This is a genomic window from Streptococcus mitis (genome assembly GCF_047464965.1).
GTDB classification, from domain to species: domain Bacteria; phylum Bacillota; class Bacilli; order Lactobacillales; family Streptococcaceae; genus Streptococcus; species Streptococcus mitis_DU.
This window is the reverse complement of the sequence record NZ_JASHAT010000001.1, coordinates 99,418-118,099: the sequence shown is the minus strand read 5'-3', so window position 1 is coordinate 118,099 and position 18,682 is coordinate 99,418. Positions and strand designations below refer to the sequence as shown.

The 18,682-nt window shown below is 41.9% G+C and carries 16 protein-coding genes; 5 read left to right on the top strand and 11 right to left on the bottom strand.

Annotated elements, in window-relative coordinates:
* Positions 1–70 precede the first annotated feature (70 nt).
* The 5 genes from QM408_RS00555 to QM408_RS00535 all read left to right on the top strand — a co-directional run bounded on the left by QM408_RS00555 (position 71) and on the right by QM408_RS00535 (position 4,352).
* Positions 71–1,237: a CynX/NimT family MFS transporter gene (locus QM408_RS00555; protein WP_049502587.1), complete on the top strand. Its 1,167-nt coding sequence runs from the start codon at positions 71–73 to the stop codon at positions 1,235–1,237.
* A gap of 138 nt (positions 1,238–1,375) precedes the next feature.
* Positions 1,376–1,702 carry a PadR family transcriptional regulator gene (locus QM408_RS00550; RefSeq protein ID WP_000273858.1) on the top strand — a complete coding sequence of 109 codons (327 nt, stop codon included), beginning with the start codon at positions 1,376–1,378 and terminating at the stop codon, positions 1,700–1,702.
* Positions 1,689–2,282, top strand: coding sequence for a DUF1700 domain-containing protein (locus tag QM408_RS00545; RefSeq protein ID WP_024057314.1), 594 nt, complete (start codon positions 1,689–1,691; stop codon positions 2,280–2,282). The genes QM408_RS00550 and QM408_RS00545 overlap by 14 nt, the downstream gene beginning before the upstream one ends.
* Positions 2,275–3,225, top strand: coding sequence for a DUF4097 family beta strand repeat-containing protein (locus QM408_RS00540; protein WP_004254933.1), 951 nt, complete (start codon positions 2,275–2,277; stop codon positions 3,223–3,225). Before QM408_RS00545 ends, QM408_RS00540 begins: the two co-directional genes overlap by 8 nt.
* A gap of 62 nt (positions 3,226–3,287) precedes the next feature.
* Positions 3,288–4,352 carry a DUF6574 domain-containing protein gene (locus QM408_RS00535; RefSeq protein ID WP_261150223.1) on the top strand — a complete coding sequence of 355 codons (1,065 nt, stop codon included), beginning with the start codon at positions 3,288–3,290 and terminating at the stop codon, positions 4,350–4,352.
* 70 nt (positions 4,353–4,422) lie between these two features.
* Here QM408_RS00535 and QM408_RS00530 read toward each other — a convergent pair whose 3' ends face one another.
* The 11 genes from QM408_RS00530 to QM408_RS00480 form a co-directional block, all read right to left on the bottom strand.
* On the bottom strand, positions 4,423–5,283 hold the full coding sequence (locus QM408_RS00530) for a DUF4299 domain-containing protein (protein ID WP_261150225.1): 861 nt from the start codon (positions 5,281–5,283) through the stop codon (positions 4,423–4,425).
* 226 nt (positions 5,284–5,509) lie between these two features.
* Positions 5,510–6,496 carry an oxygen-dependent tRNA uridine(34) hydroxylase TrhO gene (trhO, locus tag QM408_RS00525; protein WP_020902652.1) on the bottom strand — a complete coding sequence of 329 codons (987 nt, stop codon included), beginning with the start codon at positions 6,494–6,496 and terminating at the stop codon, positions 5,510–5,512.
* Positions 6,497–6,627: 131 nt separating this feature from the next.
* The gene (locus QM408_RS00520) at positions 6,628–6,924 is read right to left on the bottom strand and encodes a bacteriocin immunity protein (RefSeq protein ID WP_004254915.1); all 297 of its coding nucleotides are present in this window, start codon (positions 6,922–6,924) and stop codon (positions 6,628–6,630) included.
* 56 nt (positions 6,925–6,980) lie between these two features.
* On the bottom strand, positions 6,981–7,670 hold the full coding sequence (locus QM408_RS00515; protein ID WP_045612441.1) for a CPBP family intramembrane glutamic endopeptidase: 690 nt from the start codon (positions 7,668–7,670) through the stop codon (positions 6,981–6,983).
* 233 nt (positions 7,671–7,903) lie between these two features.
* Complete coding sequence (locus tag QM408_RS00510; protein ID WP_000800391.1) at positions 7,904–9,388, bottom strand: ABC transporter substrate-binding protein; 1,485 nt, start codon at positions 9,386–9,388, stop codon at positions 7,904–7,906.
* A 103-nt stretch (positions 9,389–9,491) separates the two neighbouring features.
* Positions 9,492–10,415, bottom strand: coding sequence for a carbohydrate ABC transporter permease (locus tag QM408_RS00505; RefSeq protein ID WP_000818353.1), 924 nt, complete (start codon positions 10,413–10,415; stop codon positions 9,492–9,494).
* Positions 10,416–10,428: 13 nt separating this feature from the next.
* Entirely contained in the window at positions 10,429–11,358 is a 930-nt protein-coding gene (locus QM408_RS00500; protein ID WP_049515574.1) for an ABC transporter permease, read from the bottom strand.
* Between the two features lie 208 nt (positions 11,359–11,566).
* Complete coding sequence (locus QM408_RS00495; protein WP_261117150.1) at positions 11,567–13,447, bottom strand: beta-N-acetylhexosaminidase; 1,881 nt, start codon at positions 13,445–13,447, stop codon at positions 11,567–11,569.
* Positions 13,441–14,310 (bottom strand): ROK family protein, encoded by an 870-nt coding sequence (locus tag QM408_RS00490; protein WP_414373218.1) that lies wholly within the window; start codon positions 14,308–14,310, stop codon positions 13,441–13,443. The genes QM408_RS00495 and QM408_RS00490 overlap by 7 nt, the downstream gene beginning before the upstream one ends.
* 83 nt (positions 14,311–14,393) lie before the next feature.
* The gene (locus QM408_RS00485) at positions 14,394–17,039 is read right to left on the bottom strand and encodes an alpha-mannosidase (RefSeq protein WP_261150227.1); all 2,646 of its coding nucleotides are present in this window, start codon (positions 17,037–17,039) and stop codon (positions 14,394–14,396) included.
* 210 nt (positions 17,040–17,249) lie between these two features.
* Entirely contained in the window at positions 17,250–18,530 is a 1,281-nt protein-coding gene (locus QM408_RS00480; protein ID WP_261150228.1) for a glycoside hydrolase family 125 protein, read from the bottom strand.
* Positions 18,531–18,682: the final 152 nt, after the last annotated feature.

The following is an 18,682-nucleotide window of genomic DNA, read 5'->3' as shown; positions in this document are numbered from 1 at the left end:
CCTTACTTGACATTATAAGGAAAAAACCTTAAAATAAGCTGTTATTAAAATCAGCTAGAAGAGGTATTATATGAAAAAGCAATCACTCTTTTTTGTTCCAGGTATTATCCTGATTGGTGTTTCCTTGCGGACTCCTTTTACTGTTTTACCCATTATATTGGGAGATATTTCGCAAGGGCTGGGAGTAGAAGTTAGTTCGCTTGGTGTCTTGACCAGCCTTCCCCTCCTCATGTTTACTCTCTTCTCGCTATTTTCTACCCGACTGGCTCAAAAAATCGGCTTGGAGCATCTCTTCACCTACAGCCTTTTCTTCTTGACCATCGGTTCTCTCATTAGACTAATCAATCTGCCTCTGCTCTATCTAGGAACCTTGATGGTTGGGGCAAGTATCGCAGTCATCAATGTTCTGCTTCCTAGTCTTATCCAAGCCAATCAACCAAAGAAAATTGGTTTTCTGACCACCTTATATGTAACCTCTATGGGGATTGCAACGGCTCTGGCCTCCTATCTGGCTGTGCCTATTACACAAGCCAGTTCTTGGAAAGGACTTATCATCCTCCTCACCCTGCTCTGTCTAGCAACTTTTTTAGTATGGCTCCCAAATCACCGCTATAATCACAGACTGGCTCCACAAACCAAACAAAAAAGCAAAACAAAGGTCATGCATAATAAACAGGTCTGGGCAGTTATTGTCTTTGCAGGTTTTCAATCCTTACTCTTTTACACCGCTATGACCTGGCTACCTACCATGGCTATCCATGCAGGCCTATCCAGTCACGAAGCTGGCTTGCTGACCTCTATCTTCTCTCTGATTAGCATTCCTTTTTCAATGACCATCCCAAGCCTGACAACCAGTTTATCTACTCGTAACCGTCAGCTCATGCTCACTCTGGTTTCACTAGCTGGTGTGGTCGGTATTTCCATGCTCTTTTTCCCAATCGGTAATTTCTTTTACTGGCTTGCCATCCATCTCCTCATCGGAACCGCAACCAGTGCCCTCTTCCCCTATCTCATGGTCAACTTTTCACTCAAGACAAGCGCCCCTGAAAAGACTGCACAATTGTCTGGTTTATCTCAAACAGGAGGCTATATCCTAGCAGCCTTTGGGCCAACCCTCTTTGGTTACAGTTTTGACCTTTTCCACTCTTGGGTGCCAGCTGTAGCTGCCCTCTTACTCGTCGATATCCTGATGACTGTGGCCCTCTTTACAGTGGACAAAGCTGATAAAATCCTCTAAACTTCTAGTTTTAGCTAGAAGTTTTTTATATATAAAAATTTTACACATTTCTCTTGACAGGGCTTTCATTTAGATGTACAATGTATGTGTAGAAAAATTATATATAAAAATCTTACACATTAGAAAAGGAGGTTCCCCATGTACTTTCCAACATCCTCTGCCTTGATTGAATTTCTCATCTTGGCTGTACTGGAGCAGGATGATTCTTATGGTTATGAGATTAGCCAAACCATTAAGCTGATCGCTAATATCAAAGAATCTACACTCTATCCTATCCTAAAAAAATTGGAAGGCAATAGCTTTCTGACAACCTATTCTAGAGAGTTCCAAGGTCGCATGCGCAAATACTACTCCTTGACAAATGGTGGTATAGAACAGCTCGTGACCCTAAAAGATGAATGGGCACTCTATACAGACACCATCAATGGCATCATAGAAGGGAGTATCCGCCATGACAAGAACTGAATACCTGACTCAGCTAGAACTTTATCTCAAAAAACTGCCTCAGGCTGACCAAATTGAAGCCATGGACTATTTCAGGGAACTCTTTGACGATGCTGGAGTCGAGGGAGAAGAAGAACTCATCGCTAGTTTAGGAACTCCTAAGGAAGCAGCTCACGAAGTCCTCTCCAATCTTCTCGATAAAAAAATTAATGAGGCACCCGCTCAAAAGAATAACCGACAAATTTTGCATATCGCCTTGTTAGCTTTGCTTGCAGCCCCCATCGGTATTCCTCTGGGAATCGCCATCCTCGTGTCCCTGTTCGCAATCCTTGTGGCAGCCTTGACTGTCATTCTAGCTTTCTTTGCGGTTTCCATACTTGGTATCATCGGCGGATTCCTATTTTTAGTTGAAAGTTTCACTGTTCTCGCCCAAGCCAAATCAGCCTTTATCTTAATTTTTGGTGCTGGTTTACTGGCTATCGGTGCTTCTTCACTAGTCTTACTAGGTATTTCCTATGTAGCCCGCTTCTTCGGTCTACTCATTGTTCGCCTGGTGCAATTTGTTCTCAAAAAAGGAAAGAGAGGTGACCAGCATGCGTAAATGGACAAAAGGATTTCTCATTTTTGGTGTGGTGACTACCATTATCGGCTTTATCCTGCTCTTTGTAGGGATCCAATCTGACGGGATTAAGAGTCTGCTTGCCATGTCCAAGGAGCCTGTCTATGATAGTCGGATGGAAGAGCTGACCTTTGGTAAGGAAGTCGAAAACCTAGAGATTACGCTCCACCAACACGCGCTCACCATCACAGACTCTTTGGATGATCAAATCCACATTTCTTACCATCCATCTCTTTCTGCTCACCATGATCTTATCACAAATCAGAACGATAAAACGCTGAGCCTCACTGATAAGAAACTGTCTGAAACTCCATTTCTCTCTTCTGGAATTGGCGGGATTCTCCATATCGCAAGCAACTACTCTCGTCGTTTTGAAGAAGTTATTCTCCAATTGCCAAAAGGGAGAACTCTAAAAGGAATCAACATCTCAGCAAATCGCGGTCAAACCAGTATCACCAATGCCAGCCTTGAAAATGCGACCCTCAATACCAATAATGGCTATCTCCTCCGAATTGAAGGAAGTCGTATCAAAAACAGTAAACTCACAACCCCTAATATCATTAATATCTTTGATACAGACCTTACAGATAGTCAGCTAGAGTCAACAGAACATCACTTCCACGCTGAAAATATCCAAGTACACGGTAAGGTGGAATTGGTGGCGAAAACAGACCTACAACTGCTACTTTCCGAAGAAGAAAAACAAAGAATCAACTTAGATCTTTCAACAAAACATGGTTCTATTCTTCATTTTGTGAGAGAAGGAAGACGTTCATTTAACAATAAAGAAAACAGAGATGAACATTTAAGCAATCCTTATAAAACAGAAAAAGCTGATGTGAAAGATCAACTCATAGCAAGGGCAGACCAATATATCTATCTACTCAAAGCAGAGGAACACGAGTCTTCTTCTAGAAATCGTTGACAAAAACGCTTACATTCGCTACTATGGAAGCATATTTATCTAACTAAAAAGGAGGTTCTACCATGAAACAAGAATGGTTTGAAAGTAATGATTTTGTAAAAACAACAAGCAAGAACAAACCTGAAGAGCAAGCTCAAGAGGTTGCAGACAAGGCTGAAGAAACGATAGCTAATCTCGATACGCCAATTGAAAAAAATACTCAAGTAGAGGAGGAAGTCTCTCAAGCTGAGGTCGAACTGGAAAGCCAGCAAGAAGAGAAAATTGAAGCTCCTGAAGACAGTGAAGCAAGAACAGAAATAGAAGAAAAGAAAGCATTAGATTCTACTGAAGAAGAGTCAGACCTTTCTAAAGAAACAGAAAAAGTCACTAAAGCTGAAGAGAGTCAAGAAGCACTTCCTCAGCAAAAAACAATCTTGAAAGAGCCACTTCTTATCAGTCAATCCTTAGAAAGTCCTTATATCCCCGACCAAGCTCCAAAATCTACGGATAAATGGAAAGAACAAGTGCTTGATTTTTGGTCTTGGCTAGTGGAAGCAATCAAATCTCCTACAAGCAGTCTTGAAACAAGTAGCACACACAGTTACACAGCCTTTCTTTTGCTCATTCTGTTTTCTGCATCTTCCTTTTTCTTTAGTATCTACCACATCAAACATGCTTACTATGGAAATATAGCAACTATGCATAATCACTTCCCTGAACAATTTGCTTCATTAAATCTCTTTTCAATTATCTCTATCCTAGTAGCAACAGCACTCTTCTTCTTTTCATTCCTCTTGGGTAGTTTCGTCGTGAGACGATTTATCTACCAAGAAAAGGACTGGACCCTAGAAAAAGTTCTCCAACAATATAGTCAACTCTTGGCAATTCCAATCTTCCTCACTGCCATTGCTAGTTTCTTTGCCTTCTTTGATAGCCTACGATTTACAGCTCTCTTGTGTGTGATTAGCATTGGGATCACTCTGCTTGCTAGCCTCCATATCATTACAAGACCTAGTCAAGCAAGTGAAGCCGACTCCTTCTATCAATTATTCTTGTCTGTCCTTGTGAACGGAGTTATTATCCTCCTCTTCTTTGTAGCTGAAGTGGCACTGATTGGGGATTATCTTCGTATCTTGGCCTTTCTTTAAACTTTAATCCTGTCTTTCATGGCAGGATTTTTCTATGTCAAAAAAGCAAGTCGATTGACCTGCTTCTGCTTTACTTTTCTTGTGCTAATGTTTTAAAATCTTTTTCTAAGATGGGTTGAATTTCTAATTGATTGGCGTCTAGTTGGTGGTAAGATGCTGATGGTAGTGACTCTAGGAATTTTGCATAGTCCAAGCGGGCAATGGCTTCATAGTCTTCTGGTTTAGAGCCATCTCCTGTGATTTGAACCAAGTCAATCTCCCACTGCACTTCCTTATCCACCAATTGCTCCATATAGGCTTCAGGTACAAATGGTTCTCTAGGTAAAACGGTCTTGACCCCTTGAGCCAGATGGTAAACACCGTGAACTTGTCCTTCTCCATCCTGATAGAAGGAAACTCTTGCAAAGTAAGCATCTGTCTCTTGAACTGCACGTACACGTGCTTCAAACTGAGCCAAGCCATCTTCCCCTAAAAAGCTTTTCAAGTCCTCATGACTAAAGAAAACAGGATTAAAAATTCCTTGGCAAATCGTAAAACGGGCTGCGGTGTCTGCCAGATAGGCTTGAATACTTGCTTGGAAATAAGCTTCAAAATCAAAACCATCTAGTTCTTCAATCTCAGTTCCTGTGTAAGCAAGCAGAGCATCTAAAAATGACTTGATGATCTCCCAGTCTGTCTTCGTGAGTAGCTCAGGAAGATCGACACGGTAAGCCTTTTGACCATCAGCATAACTGACCTTAAATAGAAATTGTGATTGCCCCACTATCGCACACTCTATATACTCGAGACGATTAAGAGGCTGACGGAGATAGACAGCATCATAGCTATGTGACTCCAAACCATCTAGCAAGGCCAAGACGGACTTGGCAGTCAAAATTTCCTGTTCTCCTAAAATGCTCTGTTTATTTGGAATAAAAAATGTTTTCGTCATAACTGTACTCCTTTGAAATCGTTTACATATAGTATACCCTATTTTTCTGAAAGATACAAAAACAAACTTTATACTCTTCGAAAATCAAATTCAAACCGCGTCAGCTTCGCCTTGCCGTACTCAAGTACAGCCTGCGGCTAGCTTCCTAGTTTGCTCTTTGATTTTCATTGAGTATTAATTTTTGAGTAAAAAGCATAGAAAAACAGCCCCTAAGGACTGTTTAATCTTATACAGTAGCTGCTTGATCCAAGCTTTCACCGATAGCGGCTAGGCGCTCGACAACTTCAGCTTGTGTCAATTCATTTTCTGAAACATAGCGGTTACGTGGGTGAACACGGCACTCGTGTGAGCATCCACGAAGGTACTTGTCTTCATTTTCTTCTGATGTCAAGATACGACGGTTACAGAATGGATTTCCACAGTTGACATAACGTTCACATGGTGTTCCATCAAACCAGTCTTTCCCTACGATAGTTGGGTTGACATGGTTAACATCTACGGCAATACGCTCGTCAAAGACGTACATTTTTCCATCCCAAAGTTCACCTTGGACTTCTGGGTCTTTACCGTAAGTTGCAATTCCTCCGTGCAATTGGCCGACATCTTTGTAGCCTTCACGGACCATCCAGCCTGAGAATTTCTCACAGCGAACGCCACCTGTACAGTAAACCACGACACGCTTGTCCATGAATTTTTCCTTGTTGTCACGGACCCATTGTGGCAACTCACGGAAGTTGCGGATGTCTGGGCGGATGGCCCCACGGAAGTGTCCTAGATCGTACTCATAATCGTTACGTGTGTCAAGGACAACGGTATCTTCGTCAAGAAGGGCTTCTTTGAACTCTTTTGGAGACAAGTAAGCACCTGTTGTTTCAAGTGGGTTGATGTCGTTGTCAAAGTCGTTGTCTTCCAAACCAAGGTGGACAATCTCTTTCTTATAGCGAACAAACATCTTCTTGAAGGCTTGTTCATTTTCTTCGTCAATCTTGAACCAGAGGTCTTCCATGCCTGGGAGGCTGTGAACGTAGTCCATGTATTTTTGAGTTGTTTCATAATCCCCTGAAACTGTTCCGTTAATTCCCTCGTCAGCGACTAGGATACGGCCTTTAAGGCCGATTGATTTACAGAAAGCCAAGTGGTCTGCAGCAAATTGCTCTGCATTTTCAATTGGAGTATAAAGGTAGTAAAGTAAGACACGAATATCTTTTGCCATAAGATTTGTTCTCTTTTCTATTCTTAAATTTTCAGAATTTTTCATCTAACTATACTAGTATACCTGCTTGAGAAAACGAATGCAATTTATTTGACTGGAAATTGTAGAAAGGTGCTTATCCCTGCACTTCATCAGTAACCATAGCGAATAGCAGATAATTCTCTCAATTTTTTGATCTGCTCGGATTGACTTTCTGATAACATCAGCTTATTGTCAATCAACACACGTGAGATGTCAACATTCATTTGACTCAAAATAAATGGATTAGAGGTCCCATCGTCCTCTAATCGTCTTTTATAACTCACTAACAGATTTTTCAAAGGAGCAAGTTGAGGCGTATTGCTTATACCTTCCAGTAGGTGATCTATGATAGTCATCGCTTCACAACGTCTTTCGCTTCCTCCAGCAAACCATTTTAATGGTGTCATTCTTATTTTCCTCCTTAAATTGAAAAGCTATCATTCCTAACTCTCGTACCAATATTTTACCCAAACACCCTCTGTAAAAAAGTCAGCAAAAATGGTAATGTCGCGAAAATATTATTAATCACATGCACCGCATAGGATGGATAAATGCTCTTGGTATAGCGGGTCAAACTAGCAAAGATGATGCCAGATGTTGCAAAGACGAAGATATCTAACAAACTAGGCAGGCTTGAAAAATGAGGAAGAGCAAATAAAATTGACGGAAGAAGCAAATCAAGGCCAAATCTCGAATGCTTAAAAAAGGCGTGTTGCAGTAATCCTCTATAGATTAGCTCTTCCATAAGTGGAGTCAGAAAGAACAAAGTTATATAGATACCTAGCTCAGCAAAGTTGGTCCCACTATAACCGATCAATACAGCCCAACCTTCAGCAGTTGACTGAACATGTTTAGCTGTCTGAACGTTAAAAGAGATCTGGAGCACTACCACTAATACTGTCAAAATCGAATACCAAAGCCATTTTTTTCTTGGAATGTGAAAGAGATAACCATGACCTGTCTTAACCAGAATCCAAATCATGACTCCGCTAAATAGCAAACTCAAGAGATTTTGAATCCAGACGAAATTGCCAATCTGGGAAGAAAATTGCCAATAATTTTGAACAATAAGCGTCAGCTGAGAAAGACCAAATACGAAAAATAAGTAAGAGAAAACTGCACTTATTTTGAATAAAAGTTGATACTTCTTCATATGAACTCTCCTTTGTAAACTCGAGACATCTCTAATATAAGCTATATTTTCCTAAATCCTTACTCCAAATCCTAAATAGTACTTGAGATTTCCTGAATGGTTAAATAGCGACAAGAAAAACATATATATCTATGCTCGTGTTTCAAAAAATCACTGCCTCCCCCAGATAATCCTGAGGAAAACAGTGATACAGTTTTTAGGAATTAGGAATGAATACACGAAATCAATTGATCTTATGATTTTTTGTTTTTCAAGAATTCATCGTATTGTTTTTGCATTTCGTTCAATACTTTATCGTAGGCACCTTCAGATTTCAATTTTTCCATCAATTCTGGAATAGCTTTATCTGGGTCTACAGTACCAGTGTTGATAGCTGTATCGAATTGTTGCATTGTGTTAGAGATTGCTGAGATTTCAGATTTCACATTGTCAGTGTTAAAGATGAATCCAAGAGCTGGAGATTCTTTAGCTTCAGCCAATTGTTTCTTAGAATCTTCGATTTGTTGGTCTGTAACGTTTTCGTTGATGTAAAGGATCCAGTTGTTACCAGTGTTCCATCCACCCATGTGGGTGTTTCCTTTGTAGCCATCAAGGACTTTAACACGGTTTTCTTTACCTGGAATTTTTTCCCAGTTCTTGCCTTCTGGACCATAAACAAGACCATTCAAGAGTTCTGGGTTAGTGTTCAAGAGGTTCAACACTTCCATTGATTTTTCTTTGTTCTTAGAGTTGTTTGAGATGACAAAGTTAGCAACTTGTGTTGTTTGGTTTTTCTTGATGAAGTTAGTGATTGGTTTGATTTGGATGTCTTTGTTTGCAACACGTGAAAGCAAGCTGTTACCGTAGTCAGCTGGTCCTACTGTTTCTTCACGAACGAACCAAGTATCTTGTTGAAGGTCAAATGAAGTATCGCTTGTTGCTACGTCTTTTGGAATGTATCCAGCTTCATAGAATTTGTGAAGAGTCTTCAAGTGTTCTTTAAAGCGAGGCACTTCGTAACGGTTTACGATCTTAGTAGTGTCCCCTTCAAGGTCGATAACGAATGGAAGTCCGTTTGGAACTGGGTAGTCAAAGTTATCAGATGGGATGAAGTTCTTAGTAACCGCAAATGGCACTACATCTGGAGCTTTTTCTTTGATTTGTTTCAAGACTGGTTCAAGTGTTTCATATGAAGTGACACCTGAAATATCGATACCGTATTTAGCAAGAAGAGTTCCGTTGAAGGCGAAGTTTTGAGATGATGCAACGTTGGCTGCAACTGGAACTGCGTAAATTTTACCGTTAATGCTGTTACCTTTGATGTAAGCTGGGTCAAGTGCTTTATAAAGCTCTGCCCCTTCTTTCTTATACAAGTCAGTCAAGTCAGCATAGGCACCTTTTTGAGCATTTACAACATAGTTAGATGCAAAGGCGATATCGTAGTTTTCACCAGATGATGTGATAACTGACATTTTCTTATCATAGTCACCCCATCCAAGATATTGGATATCCAATTTAGCACCAACTTTTTCACCGATGATTTTGTTAGCATTTTCTAGCAATTCATCTAAGTTATCTGGTTTGTCACCGATTTGGTACATTTTGATAACAGTTTTTTCACCTGAAGCTGAGTCAGCAGCTTTTTTACTGTTACCTGAAAGGTTTCCACAAGCAGCGAGACCAGCAGCCAAAGCGACTACGCTAGCAGATGCAAAAGCATATTTTTTCCAGTTTTTCATGACAAAAACTCCTTTTTTTATTTTTAAACTTATAAACAATATAATGATCTTAACTTCACGCAAGGGAAGTTTGGAAATGAGAAATGATTTTTCTCGACAAGTACTATTCTTTCACACCACCGATAGTCAAACCTTTTACAAAGTAGCGTTGGAAGAATGGATACAAAATCGCGATTGGAAGGGTTGCGACCACAACCATGGCCATACGACCTGTTTCTTTTGGAAGAGCAACTCCCAGTTGACCAGATAGGCCGACTGCTTTGGCGATGTAATCCATATTTTGTTGGATTTGCATGAGCAAATATTGCAATGGATACAAGTTGTCACTCTTGATGTAAAGAAGGGCATTGAACCAGTCATTCCAGAAACCAAGAGCTGTCAAGAGCGTGATGGTTGCAATACCTGGTAGTGACAATGGCAAACAGATTTGGAAGAAGATCCGGGCCTCACTAGCACCATCAATACGAGCGGATTCTAGAATAGCTTCTGGAATGGTCTTCTTGAAGAAGGAACGCATCAAGATGATGTTAAATGGTGAGAGAAGCATTGGAACAATCAAAGCCCAAACTGTATCACCAAGTTGAAGTAAACGAGTTACCACGATATAGCCCGGTACCAAACCAGCGTTGAACAACATACTAAGAAGGGCAAAAATCGTAAAGAATCTGCGATACTTAAAGGTTGTCCGTGAAATAGCGTAGGCATAAGTTGTTGTGATAAAAACGTTTGTGATAGTCCCCACCACTGTTACAAAGACTGAGATGAAGAGGGCTTGGAGGATTTTATCCTTAAACTGTGCCAAAAACTCAAAACCGTCTAAGCCAAATTGAGATGGGAAGAAGCTATATCCATTTTGGAGGATACTCTTTTCATCTGTCACCGAAATAACGATAACGAATACAAAGGGTAGGATACAAGAGAGGGCAACCAAACCAGAAATGGTACTAAAGAAGATATCTGCTTTCTTACTGAAGGAGTGAATGCCGACATTATCAATTTTTTCTTTTTTAATTTTCTTTTCTGCCATATTCTCCTCCTTTCTAGAACAAGGCTGAGTTTGGATCAACTCGTCTTGCCAGTAAGTTTGATAGGATAACCAGAATCAAACCGACTACTGATTGATAGAGACCTGCCGCTGAAGCCATCCCGATATCTGCTGTCTGAGTCAAACCATTATAAACATATACGTCCAAGACGTTGGTTACGTTATAAAGCTGACCAGCATTGTGGGGGATTTGGTAGAAAAGACCGAAGTCTGCACGAAAGATATTTCCGACTGCAAGGATGGTCAATACAGTTACCAATGGTGTCAACTGCGGAATGGTTACATTGCGAATTCGTTGCCATTTGCTGGCTCCGTCCACTGTCGCTGCTTCGTAGTAGGTTGGATCAATTCCCATGATTGTCGCATAGTACATGACACTGCTATATCCAAAACCTTTCCAAATACCTAGGAAAAGTAGGAGATATGGCCAGATGCCCAAGTCAGCGTAGAAATTGACTTCCTTCATTCCGATAGATTCTAGGAAATGGTTGAATACCCCTTTATCAATGTTTAGGAAGGCATCTGTAAAGAAACTGATGATAACCCAAGACAAGAAGTAAGGGAACAACATAGAAGTTTGGAAAATCTTAACCATTCTCTTAGAACGGAGTTCACTGAGGATGATAGCAATCCCTACAGATACAATCAAACCGATAAAGATAAAGCCGAGATTGTAGAGGACAGTATTTCGTGTGATAATAAAGGCATCTTTTGAACTAAACAAGAATCTGAAATTATCGAGTCCGACCCATTTACTATTCACGATACTATCTATAAATCCATTACTGGTCATGTGGTAGTCTTTAAAGGCAACCACGTTCCCAAATACTGGAATGTAGAAGAATAGAGTCAACCAGAGTGCCCCTGGCAAAACCATTAAGAGAAAGATCCAGTTGTCTCTCAAGGTTTTTGAAAACTTATTCATAATTTCCTCCCTTTTTTATTTTGATATCCATCTAAAAATTCCTTTTTAGACTTTTGATAACGATTACATTATTAGTATACTCCTATTTGAAGGTTAGGTTAAACTACTAATTATAGAAAAAACTCCACAAATTATTTTATGTGGAGTACTTTTTTAAGAAAGGGATGTTTCACGAGAAACACTCTTCATAAGACACAATGTTCTTGTTTTAGGTCGTGTAGATGGTTGAAGCTGTCGCAATAGTATGCCACTGGTTGGCTGTTGTGGCTGCGAAGTCCTTGTCTGCGTAGAAGTCTGTAAATGGTAAGATTTCCACTTCTAGCTCGTCGATGCGGTCAATCTGACCAGCCAGATAAGCCTCGATACGGCTTTCTGCTCGCTTAATGCGTTGCAAGAGTCCGCCCATGCGGATATCGACCGTATCCAAGCCAAAGACCTTGTTTTCTTTCAGCCATTGGTAGCTAAAGAGGGCATGGAAGTCTTCAATTTGGCTTCTGAGTTCTGGTAATTCTTGTCTGGCGATTTCTTGCAGGCTTTCTTTATCATCCGCTTGATAAGCCTGACGAATGCGCCGTCCCACATCGACTTTGCTACTTAAAATGGAATTCAACTGGGCCTGAGTTTCAAAGAGGTAGGCATAGTTGCCAGCTTTTTCTTTAATGCCAGCAAGCGTCTCAGCAGACTGAGCGAAGTGGGGCTTGTCTTGTTCAGGTGTCATGTGTCGGTCAAGGATCGGACAGAGAACATCCTGATAAAAGACATAGCGGTTGGGATTGATGCCACTGAGATTGCCTGGTAGGTCTGGTAAAAGGTTAGCAAGGTCAATCTGCATAAAATCTTCAACCGATAGACCTGTATTGGTCTGGAAGTGAGTAGACAGTCGGTCTAGGTCATTGCGATAGCTGAGTTCTGCCCAGATTTGCAAACTTGGTAAGACAGAGAATTGGGCTGTTTCCCCACCATTATCCCCCCAACCCGTTACAATGACTTCTTTGATATCATTGGCACGGCAGGCTTTGTTGGCCTCAAGAGCGATGAGACGACTGAAATGGTTGTTGGGTGTGAAACCAATCCACTTCCAAGCACCTCCTGCAAATGCAAGGTCATGGCTAATCTTGTGATGGTTGCGGAAGTTGCGATTGTATTTTTCCTCGCTATCCTGATAATAGTCCCAGTAAATCAAGGTCACACGATCTTTGAGGCGGTCTAGGTAGACACGAGTTTCTTCTGGAATTTCCACATCACGGTCGTACTGGCCATCTGCTGACATAAGTTTAAAGAACATATCGCTCCACATCTGGCAGTGGAAACCATATTTGTCAGCAATATCCAGCACGCGCTCCAAGTGTTGGCACATGAGGAGACTACGATCCACAATACCGTTCAGAATCAAGTAGCGTCCCAAACCAACCAAGTGGGCTTCGTCCATCCCGATATTGACCTTGCGAGTCTTCAGCTTAGACAGAGTGGCAAACATGCCATCAATCAGGTCATAAACCTTTTCTTCGCCGATAAGGAGGATATCCTCCACATCACGGAGCTCCTGAACTTCTTTGACACCCCATTTGACAAAGGCTGACAAGTGGGCCAAGGTCTGGATACAAGGCACAAAGGTCATAGCAAACTGCTGGGCATAGGCTTCGATCTCCTGCAACTCCTCAGCCGAGTAGGCTCCACGGAAATAGCCAAAGTAAGGCTGCCCCTTAATCTGGTAGGTGTCTTCCATGTAAAGCTCAAAGGTTGAGTAGCCCATGAGAGCCAAGACCTCAATCATCTGCTTGGCAGAAGCCACATTCAGCACCGCATTTCGAGAACAGTCAGCCATGTAGGCTAAATCTTCATAAGCCGCCTTCTCCTTAATCTCTACTTTATCACCTTCTGCTAGAGCTGTTACCAACAAGGACAAGGCGCGATAGAGTTGGTGAGGTTTGCGATAGGTTAGTTGATAGTGTCCACCCTCACCCTTGATAGAGATAGAGGCTTGGTCAGATTGGGCGACAGCTACTTCGACATCTGGTAGAGAAATGTGCTTTTGAAGCAACTCTATAGCTTGATGTTGTTTACTGCTAATTCCTGTAAATCTTACCATTGATTTTCCTCCTGTAACCAGTTGACAAGGGCACCGTAGAGATTGGCATCTGCATGATAGGTGCAGGCTTGGATGACGGGTGTGACCGTGTATTCTTCGTAGGTATCAACAAAGTCATCTACAGCTTTTTTGACCCCTTGAATAAAATCTGGATTTTGACTGATAGAGCCTCCCAGACTGATGACATCTGGATCGATGAGATACTGGATATTGAGCAAGCCTTGCGCCAAATTACGATTCATCCGCTCAATGGCTTCTTGACAAAGGGCATTTCCTGCTTCGGCTTCTTGGTAAATTTTGCGACCGTCCCAGTCAGTCTGACCAGATTTTTCAATCACGTATCGCACCATATTTCCAGTTGACGCTAGTTGCGACCAGTTGTTGAGTTTTTCAGCAGGGGCAAGGGTTGTCATGTAGCCAAATTCTCCACCTAGGCCGTGGCGACCTCGGTGAAGTCTACCATTAATAATCATGGCTCCACCAATCCCTGTCCCAATCACGACACAGGCTGCATTTTCAAGCTCTGGATGAGCTAGCAATTCACTGAGCCCAACGCAGTTGGCATCATTCTCTAGATGGACAGGCAGCTGATGATGGGCAAGGGCTTCATACCAAGAAAAGCCGTGGATGTAGGGCACCGCACTGAAGCCATCAATCACACCTGTTTCTTGATTGACCGCACCTGGAACGCTCATAGCAATCCCGCTATAATCCTGCTCTGACAAGCGCTGGTCTAGCCAAGCTAATAAATCCTCCAAGCTTTCTGGCGTTGGAATGCTTGTCTTATCCAATATTTTCCCATCAGGAGTCAGACTAGCAAACTTAATCCCAGTCCCTCCGATATCAATCGTTGCAATGGTCATTGTTTTTACCATAAAAAGGGGCGAATCAGTAGTTAGTTCTTACCTTTTCGCCCCTCCTTTCTCTTTATGTTTACTTTTTGAAATTAAATTTCTTCTTTTTTGATGAATTCTGTACGAATCTCTTGTGGTGAAATGAGGCCTCTATGAACTGGGTATGGTCGTTCAAGTAGGTCAAGGAAGAGATGTTGACTTTCCGGTACACGTACATTTTCACTACACATATTGTAGTAACGAAGAACATAGCCTTCTTCATTTTCAGCTACCTTAAAGGCTGTTGGACAGATTTGCGGTATGCTGAGAACAGAATGGCTCAAGAGGCTACCAGTCGCAGCCACGCTTCCTTCTTGTTTAGCAAGCTGAAGGCTGGTAAACGGTGTCTGCAAGGCCTTAGCACGACGGAAAGCTGAGAAGCGTTCTTGGACTTGGTGGCATTCAAGCGCAAACTCGACTTCAAACTCACGCAAGCATTGTGCTTCTGGTGTTGGGAAGTAACCCCAGTCACCTAGCTCACCTGTTGCACGCAAAATAGTCACTGCAATGGTGTCGTCTCCAAGGATTTCGTATTCATTCAATCCCTTGTTGGATACAGTCACACCTTTTTCATCGTCATACAGACTAACAAAGGCTTGTTGGTGTTGAGGATTTTCAGGATTTTCCCATGAAGCAGCTGGTTTGTTTGGTCGTGTCACCACCTCATAGATGCTTTCAGAATCATTGCTTGGACGCGTGTTATGAGTCTTGACCAAGAGACGTATACGGTGGTCTTTGGCAGTGTTAGTAAAGCGAGTCTTGCAACGGATTTGTGGATTATCAACGAAGACAGTCATCTCAGTTTCCAGAGGAATACTTGTTAACTCTTCTGAACGTCCAGCTTCACGCTTCATGAACTCGATGATACCTTTTTGTTCTTCTTCTAGCTTTTTATCTGCGCTGATAGGCACTGTCAATTCATGTTTGAGCAAAATCTTAGCGTAGCGAGCTGTGTTTTCCAAGACCTCGTAGCCCTTAAGCTCCGCATAGATTGGCTCTGTTCCTTTTGGTTGGAAATAGATATACTCGTTTCCGATGTCACCACGGTCTTCGAAGCGGATAAAATCTTCATAGGCTTCGTGAGTTGTCTTGTCATAGACTGTGATGTTGTCATCCACACTCACCGCTACAAATGGTGTATCAATCACTCCGTTTTGGTAAATACCGTCGCGGTGTTCTTGTGCTCCTTCCAGCAATTGGAAGGTTGTCCAAGAAAGCGGTACTAGGTGAACTGGAATGGTCACGCGCACTTGTCGAGCGATACGAGCTTGGCGGAACTTATCTTTTGGTAAATCGTACTCAAAATTAGCCCCAAGGTCTTCGATCTTAGCCTCTACAGGACGACCATCCAAGTCCTCCACACGGTAACTTGGCAAGGTAAGAGCAGCCATCTTCTTGTAACCTTCTGTTGGGTGCAATTCCTTGAAATCACAAGTCGCCACATCAATCACTGTGCTGACCGTATCAACCTTATCATGCAAGCCTGTGTTAATAACAGTAAAGAGATAATCGCTTTGAGCCTTAGCTGTAGCGATTTTACCCTTCCATTCGTTAAGAAGATTGCTCTTAACAAAGTTTCCGACTTGATTGACCTTGGCAAAACGGGTTTCCATCTCACGGTGAACTTCGTCTACACTACAGCCACAGATGCTGTCATGTGGCGCATTCTGCAAAAGAACTTTCCAAGCATAGGTTAATTGATCTTTGTGGTTATGTCCACCAGTGATAATGGTCAAAGGTTCTACAACTTGCTCGAGGAGGTTACTACTTTCTTGGAAGGCTTGTTTGAGATAAATACGAGATGAAGAAGTGTTGGCAAGTGTGTACCAGCCGTCTGTTTCCTGACTGGTCAACTCACCTGTAACCGTTGATAATTGCTCTGGTAGGGCACTTTCCACAGCTTGAACATATTCATCAAAAGAACTATGAACAAAGGTTACATCTGGGAAGAGTTCATTTGCCACACGAATGGCTTCACTCAAATTTTTCTGGACAGGCTGATGGTCACAGCCGTTCATCATCAACCACTGGTTGGTCGAAGCATAGTCACGCACGTCTGCCAGTTTTTGTTTCCAGAAGGTCAAGGCCTCGTCTTTATCAACTGGGATTTCATTCCCATTACTATACCAGTTGGCAAAGAGGATACCGAGGACACGACTTCCGTCCGCACCCTGCCAGTACATTTCTGAAAACTGGGAAGTAAACTGCTCATCTTCGAGAACTTGGTTGTCAAATCCAATCGGTTTCACACCACGACCAAAGGCTGCCACGTGAATGCCTGATTTTTGAAGGATTTGAGGAGCTTGTCCCATATTTCCAAAAGTATCTGGGAAGTAACCAATCTGAGTGGATTTGCCCCATTTTGCAGCTTCTTGCTGACCAATCAAGGTATTGCGGACATTGGCTTCACTTGAAATCAAGTAGTCATCTTGCAAGATGTAAAAAGGACCAATTTTAAGTTTGCCTTCGTCGATGTATCGTTGGACTTTGTCGCGATTTTCAGGGCGAATCTCCAAGTAGTCATCAAGGACAATGGTTTGACCATCCAAGTGGAAGCTCTTGAACTCAGGGTCATTTTCAAAGAGATCAAAGAGATTGTCAAATAATTCCACCAACTGCATACGGTGGCTTTCAAAAGGCAAGTACCACTCACGATCCCAGTGACTATGTGAGATAATATGTACGACAACATTTTCCATGAAGTAAAACCTCATTCTAAATTTAAATTTTTATTGTTAACGTTTTTGGATGTAAGATTTGCTCAATCAAATTCAACAAATCACCAACAGTTTAACTCTAAATATTTTATTTATCAAGAATTTAACTATGATTTGAGATGAAATTTGAAAGAAGTATATATTTAGCTACTTTGTCTTGGTAAATTGGCTAAAAACAAGTAAAATCCTAGATTAACGAATATCCAAGTAATCCAAGACCAATTCACAGAACATCATGTTAGCCCAAGAGAACCATTCACGAGAGTAGAGAGTTGGGTCGTCCACGTGGAAGCTTTCGTGCATGACACCTGTACCACCATCGCAAGCAACCAGCTGATCCAGCAAGAATTTCTTCTCTGCCTTATCTCTTGTTGTCAAACCTTGGATAGAAAGGGCGATTGGCCAGATATAGCGATAGAAGGTATGAGAACTTCCGAGACCGCTAGCGTATTCTCCTTGGTAGAAGTATGGATTTTCAGGGCTCAGAATGGTTCGACGAGTTGCTTGATAAACTTCATCATCGACCGAACAGTAACCCAGATAAGGTGCAGCCAACAAACTTGGTACGTTTGGATCATCCATGATGCTGGCATTTCCTAGACCATCCACTTCAAAGGCATAAATCTTTTCGCCCTTGCTATTGCTTGTGTAGGCATAGTTTTCAATTCCTTCTTGGATTTCAGCCTGAAGACGCTTAGCATCTGTGATAATGCTCGAGCTATCAGCTAGATTCAATTCTGTAAAGATCTCTTGCACATAACCCAAGACTACTACAGCAAACATATTTGACGGAATCAAGTAACTATACTGACAGCAGTCATCACTCGGACGAAAGGCTGACCAAGTCATACCTGTCACTGCAAAATCAGGGCCAAAGCCATCATTTACCAAGGTGTCTTCCTTACGATCGGTATCACGAACAAAACGATAAGGAGAGTTCTTGTGGTCTTGTTCTACCTTCCACAGATGAAGAATTTCCTTTGTCGCTGCGACAAAAGTCTCATCAAACTGGCTAGTCTCGCCAGTCTCTTTCCAGAGGAGATAAGCCAACTGCAAAGGATAGCAAAGCGAGTCCACCTCATACTTGCGTTCCCAAATCCAGCCGTTAAGGTCTGTGTGGTCAGTCTCATGGTGACCCTTCCAGTTTTCCTCAATGTTAAAGGAGTTAGCATAGGGATCCTTAAGTACCAAGGCCATCTGACGTTTGACCAAACCTGCAATGGTCTGACGCAGGAGGGCATCTCTTTTAGCCACATGCAGGTAGGGTCTGAGTTGGGCTGTCGAATCCCGAAGCCACATAGCAGGAATATCCCCAGTCAAGACAAAAGTTGAACCATCTTCTAGAATTGCAACCGTATTGTCCAAGGTGTCTGTATAGCAACGCTCGAAAACATCCACCCACTCTGGATGGTCCTTAGCCCGCTCTGCCACTTCATCTAGCCATTCTCTAACAATTTCTTTTGAATAAATCATCGTGCAGTATCCTCTTTCAAACAAGTTTCATTTTCAGTATATAGCTTTTGAGACAGAAAATACATACACAAATGATAGTCATTTTTCTACAAAATAGTTATCTTTGAAACTCCTTCTCTAAAGGTTATCTTTTTCTGATATAATGTAGAAAA

What these genes read in the sequence shown, in the direction of transcription:
- QM408_RS00555 (WP_049502587.1), top strand. Translation starts at nt 71, where the DNA reads ATGAAAAAGCAATCACTCTTTTTTGTTCCAGGTATTATCCTGATTGGT.
- QM408_RS00550 (WP_000273858.1), top strand. Translation starts at nt 1,376, where the DNA reads ATGTACTTTCCAACATCCTCTGCCTTGATTGAATTTCTCATCTTGGCT.
- QM408_RS00545 (WP_024057314.1), top strand. Translation starts at nt 1,689, where the DNA reads ATGACAAGAACTGAATACCTGACTCAGCTAGAACTTTATCTCAAAAAA.
- QM408_RS00540 (WP_004254933.1), top strand. Translation starts at nt 2,275, where the DNA reads ATGCGTAAATGGACAAAAGGATTTCTCATTTTTGGTGTGGTGACTACC.
- QM408_RS00535 (WP_261150223.1), top strand. Translation starts at nt 3,288, where the DNA reads ATGAAACAAGAATGGTTTGAAAGTAATGATTTTGTAAAAACAACAAGC.
- QM408_RS00530 (WP_261150225.1), bottom strand. Translation starts at nt 5,283, where the DNA reads ATGACGAAAACATTTTTTATTCCAAATAAACAGAGCATTTTAGGAGAA.
- trhO (WP_020902652.1), bottom strand. Translation starts at nt 6,496, where the DNA reads ATGGCAAAAGATATTCGTGTCTTACTTTACTACCTTTATACTCCAATT.
- QM408_RS00520 (WP_004254915.1), bottom strand. Translation starts at nt 6,924, where the DNA reads ATGACACCATTAAAATGGTTTGCTGGAGGAAGCGAAAGACGTTGTGAA.
- QM408_RS00515 (WP_045612441.1), bottom strand. Translation starts at nt 7,670, where the DNA reads ATGAAGAAGTATCAACTTTTATTCAAAATAAGTGCAGTTTTCTCTTAC.
- QM408_RS00510 (WP_000800391.1), bottom strand. Translation starts at nt 9,388, where the DNA reads ATGAAAAACTGGAAAAAATATGCTTTTGCATCTGCTAGCGTAGTCGCT.
- QM408_RS00505 (WP_000818353.1), bottom strand. Translation starts at nt 10,415, where the DNA reads ATGGCAGAAAAGAAAATTAAAAAAGAAAAAATTGATAATGTCGGCATT.
- QM408_RS00500 (WP_049515574.1), bottom strand. Translation starts at nt 11,358, where the DNA reads ATGAATAAGTTTTCAAAAACCTTGAGAGACAACTGGATCTTTCTCTTA.
- QM408_RS00495 (WP_261117150.1), bottom strand. Translation starts at nt 13,447, where the DNA reads ATGGTAAGATTTACAGGAATTAGCAGTAAACAACATCAAGCTATAGAG.
- QM408_RS00490 (WP_414373218.1), bottom strand. Translation starts at nt 14,310, where the DNA reads ATGACCATTGCAACGATTGATATCGGAGGGACTGGGATTAAGTTTGCT.
- QM408_RS00485 (WP_261150227.1), bottom strand. Translation starts at nt 17,039, where the DNA reads ATGGAAAATGTTGTCGTACATATTATCTCACATAGTCACTGGGATCGT.
- QM408_RS00480 (WP_261150228.1), bottom strand. Translation starts at nt 18,530, where the DNA reads ATGATTTATTCAAAAGAAATTGTTAGAGAATGGCTAGATGAAGTGGCA.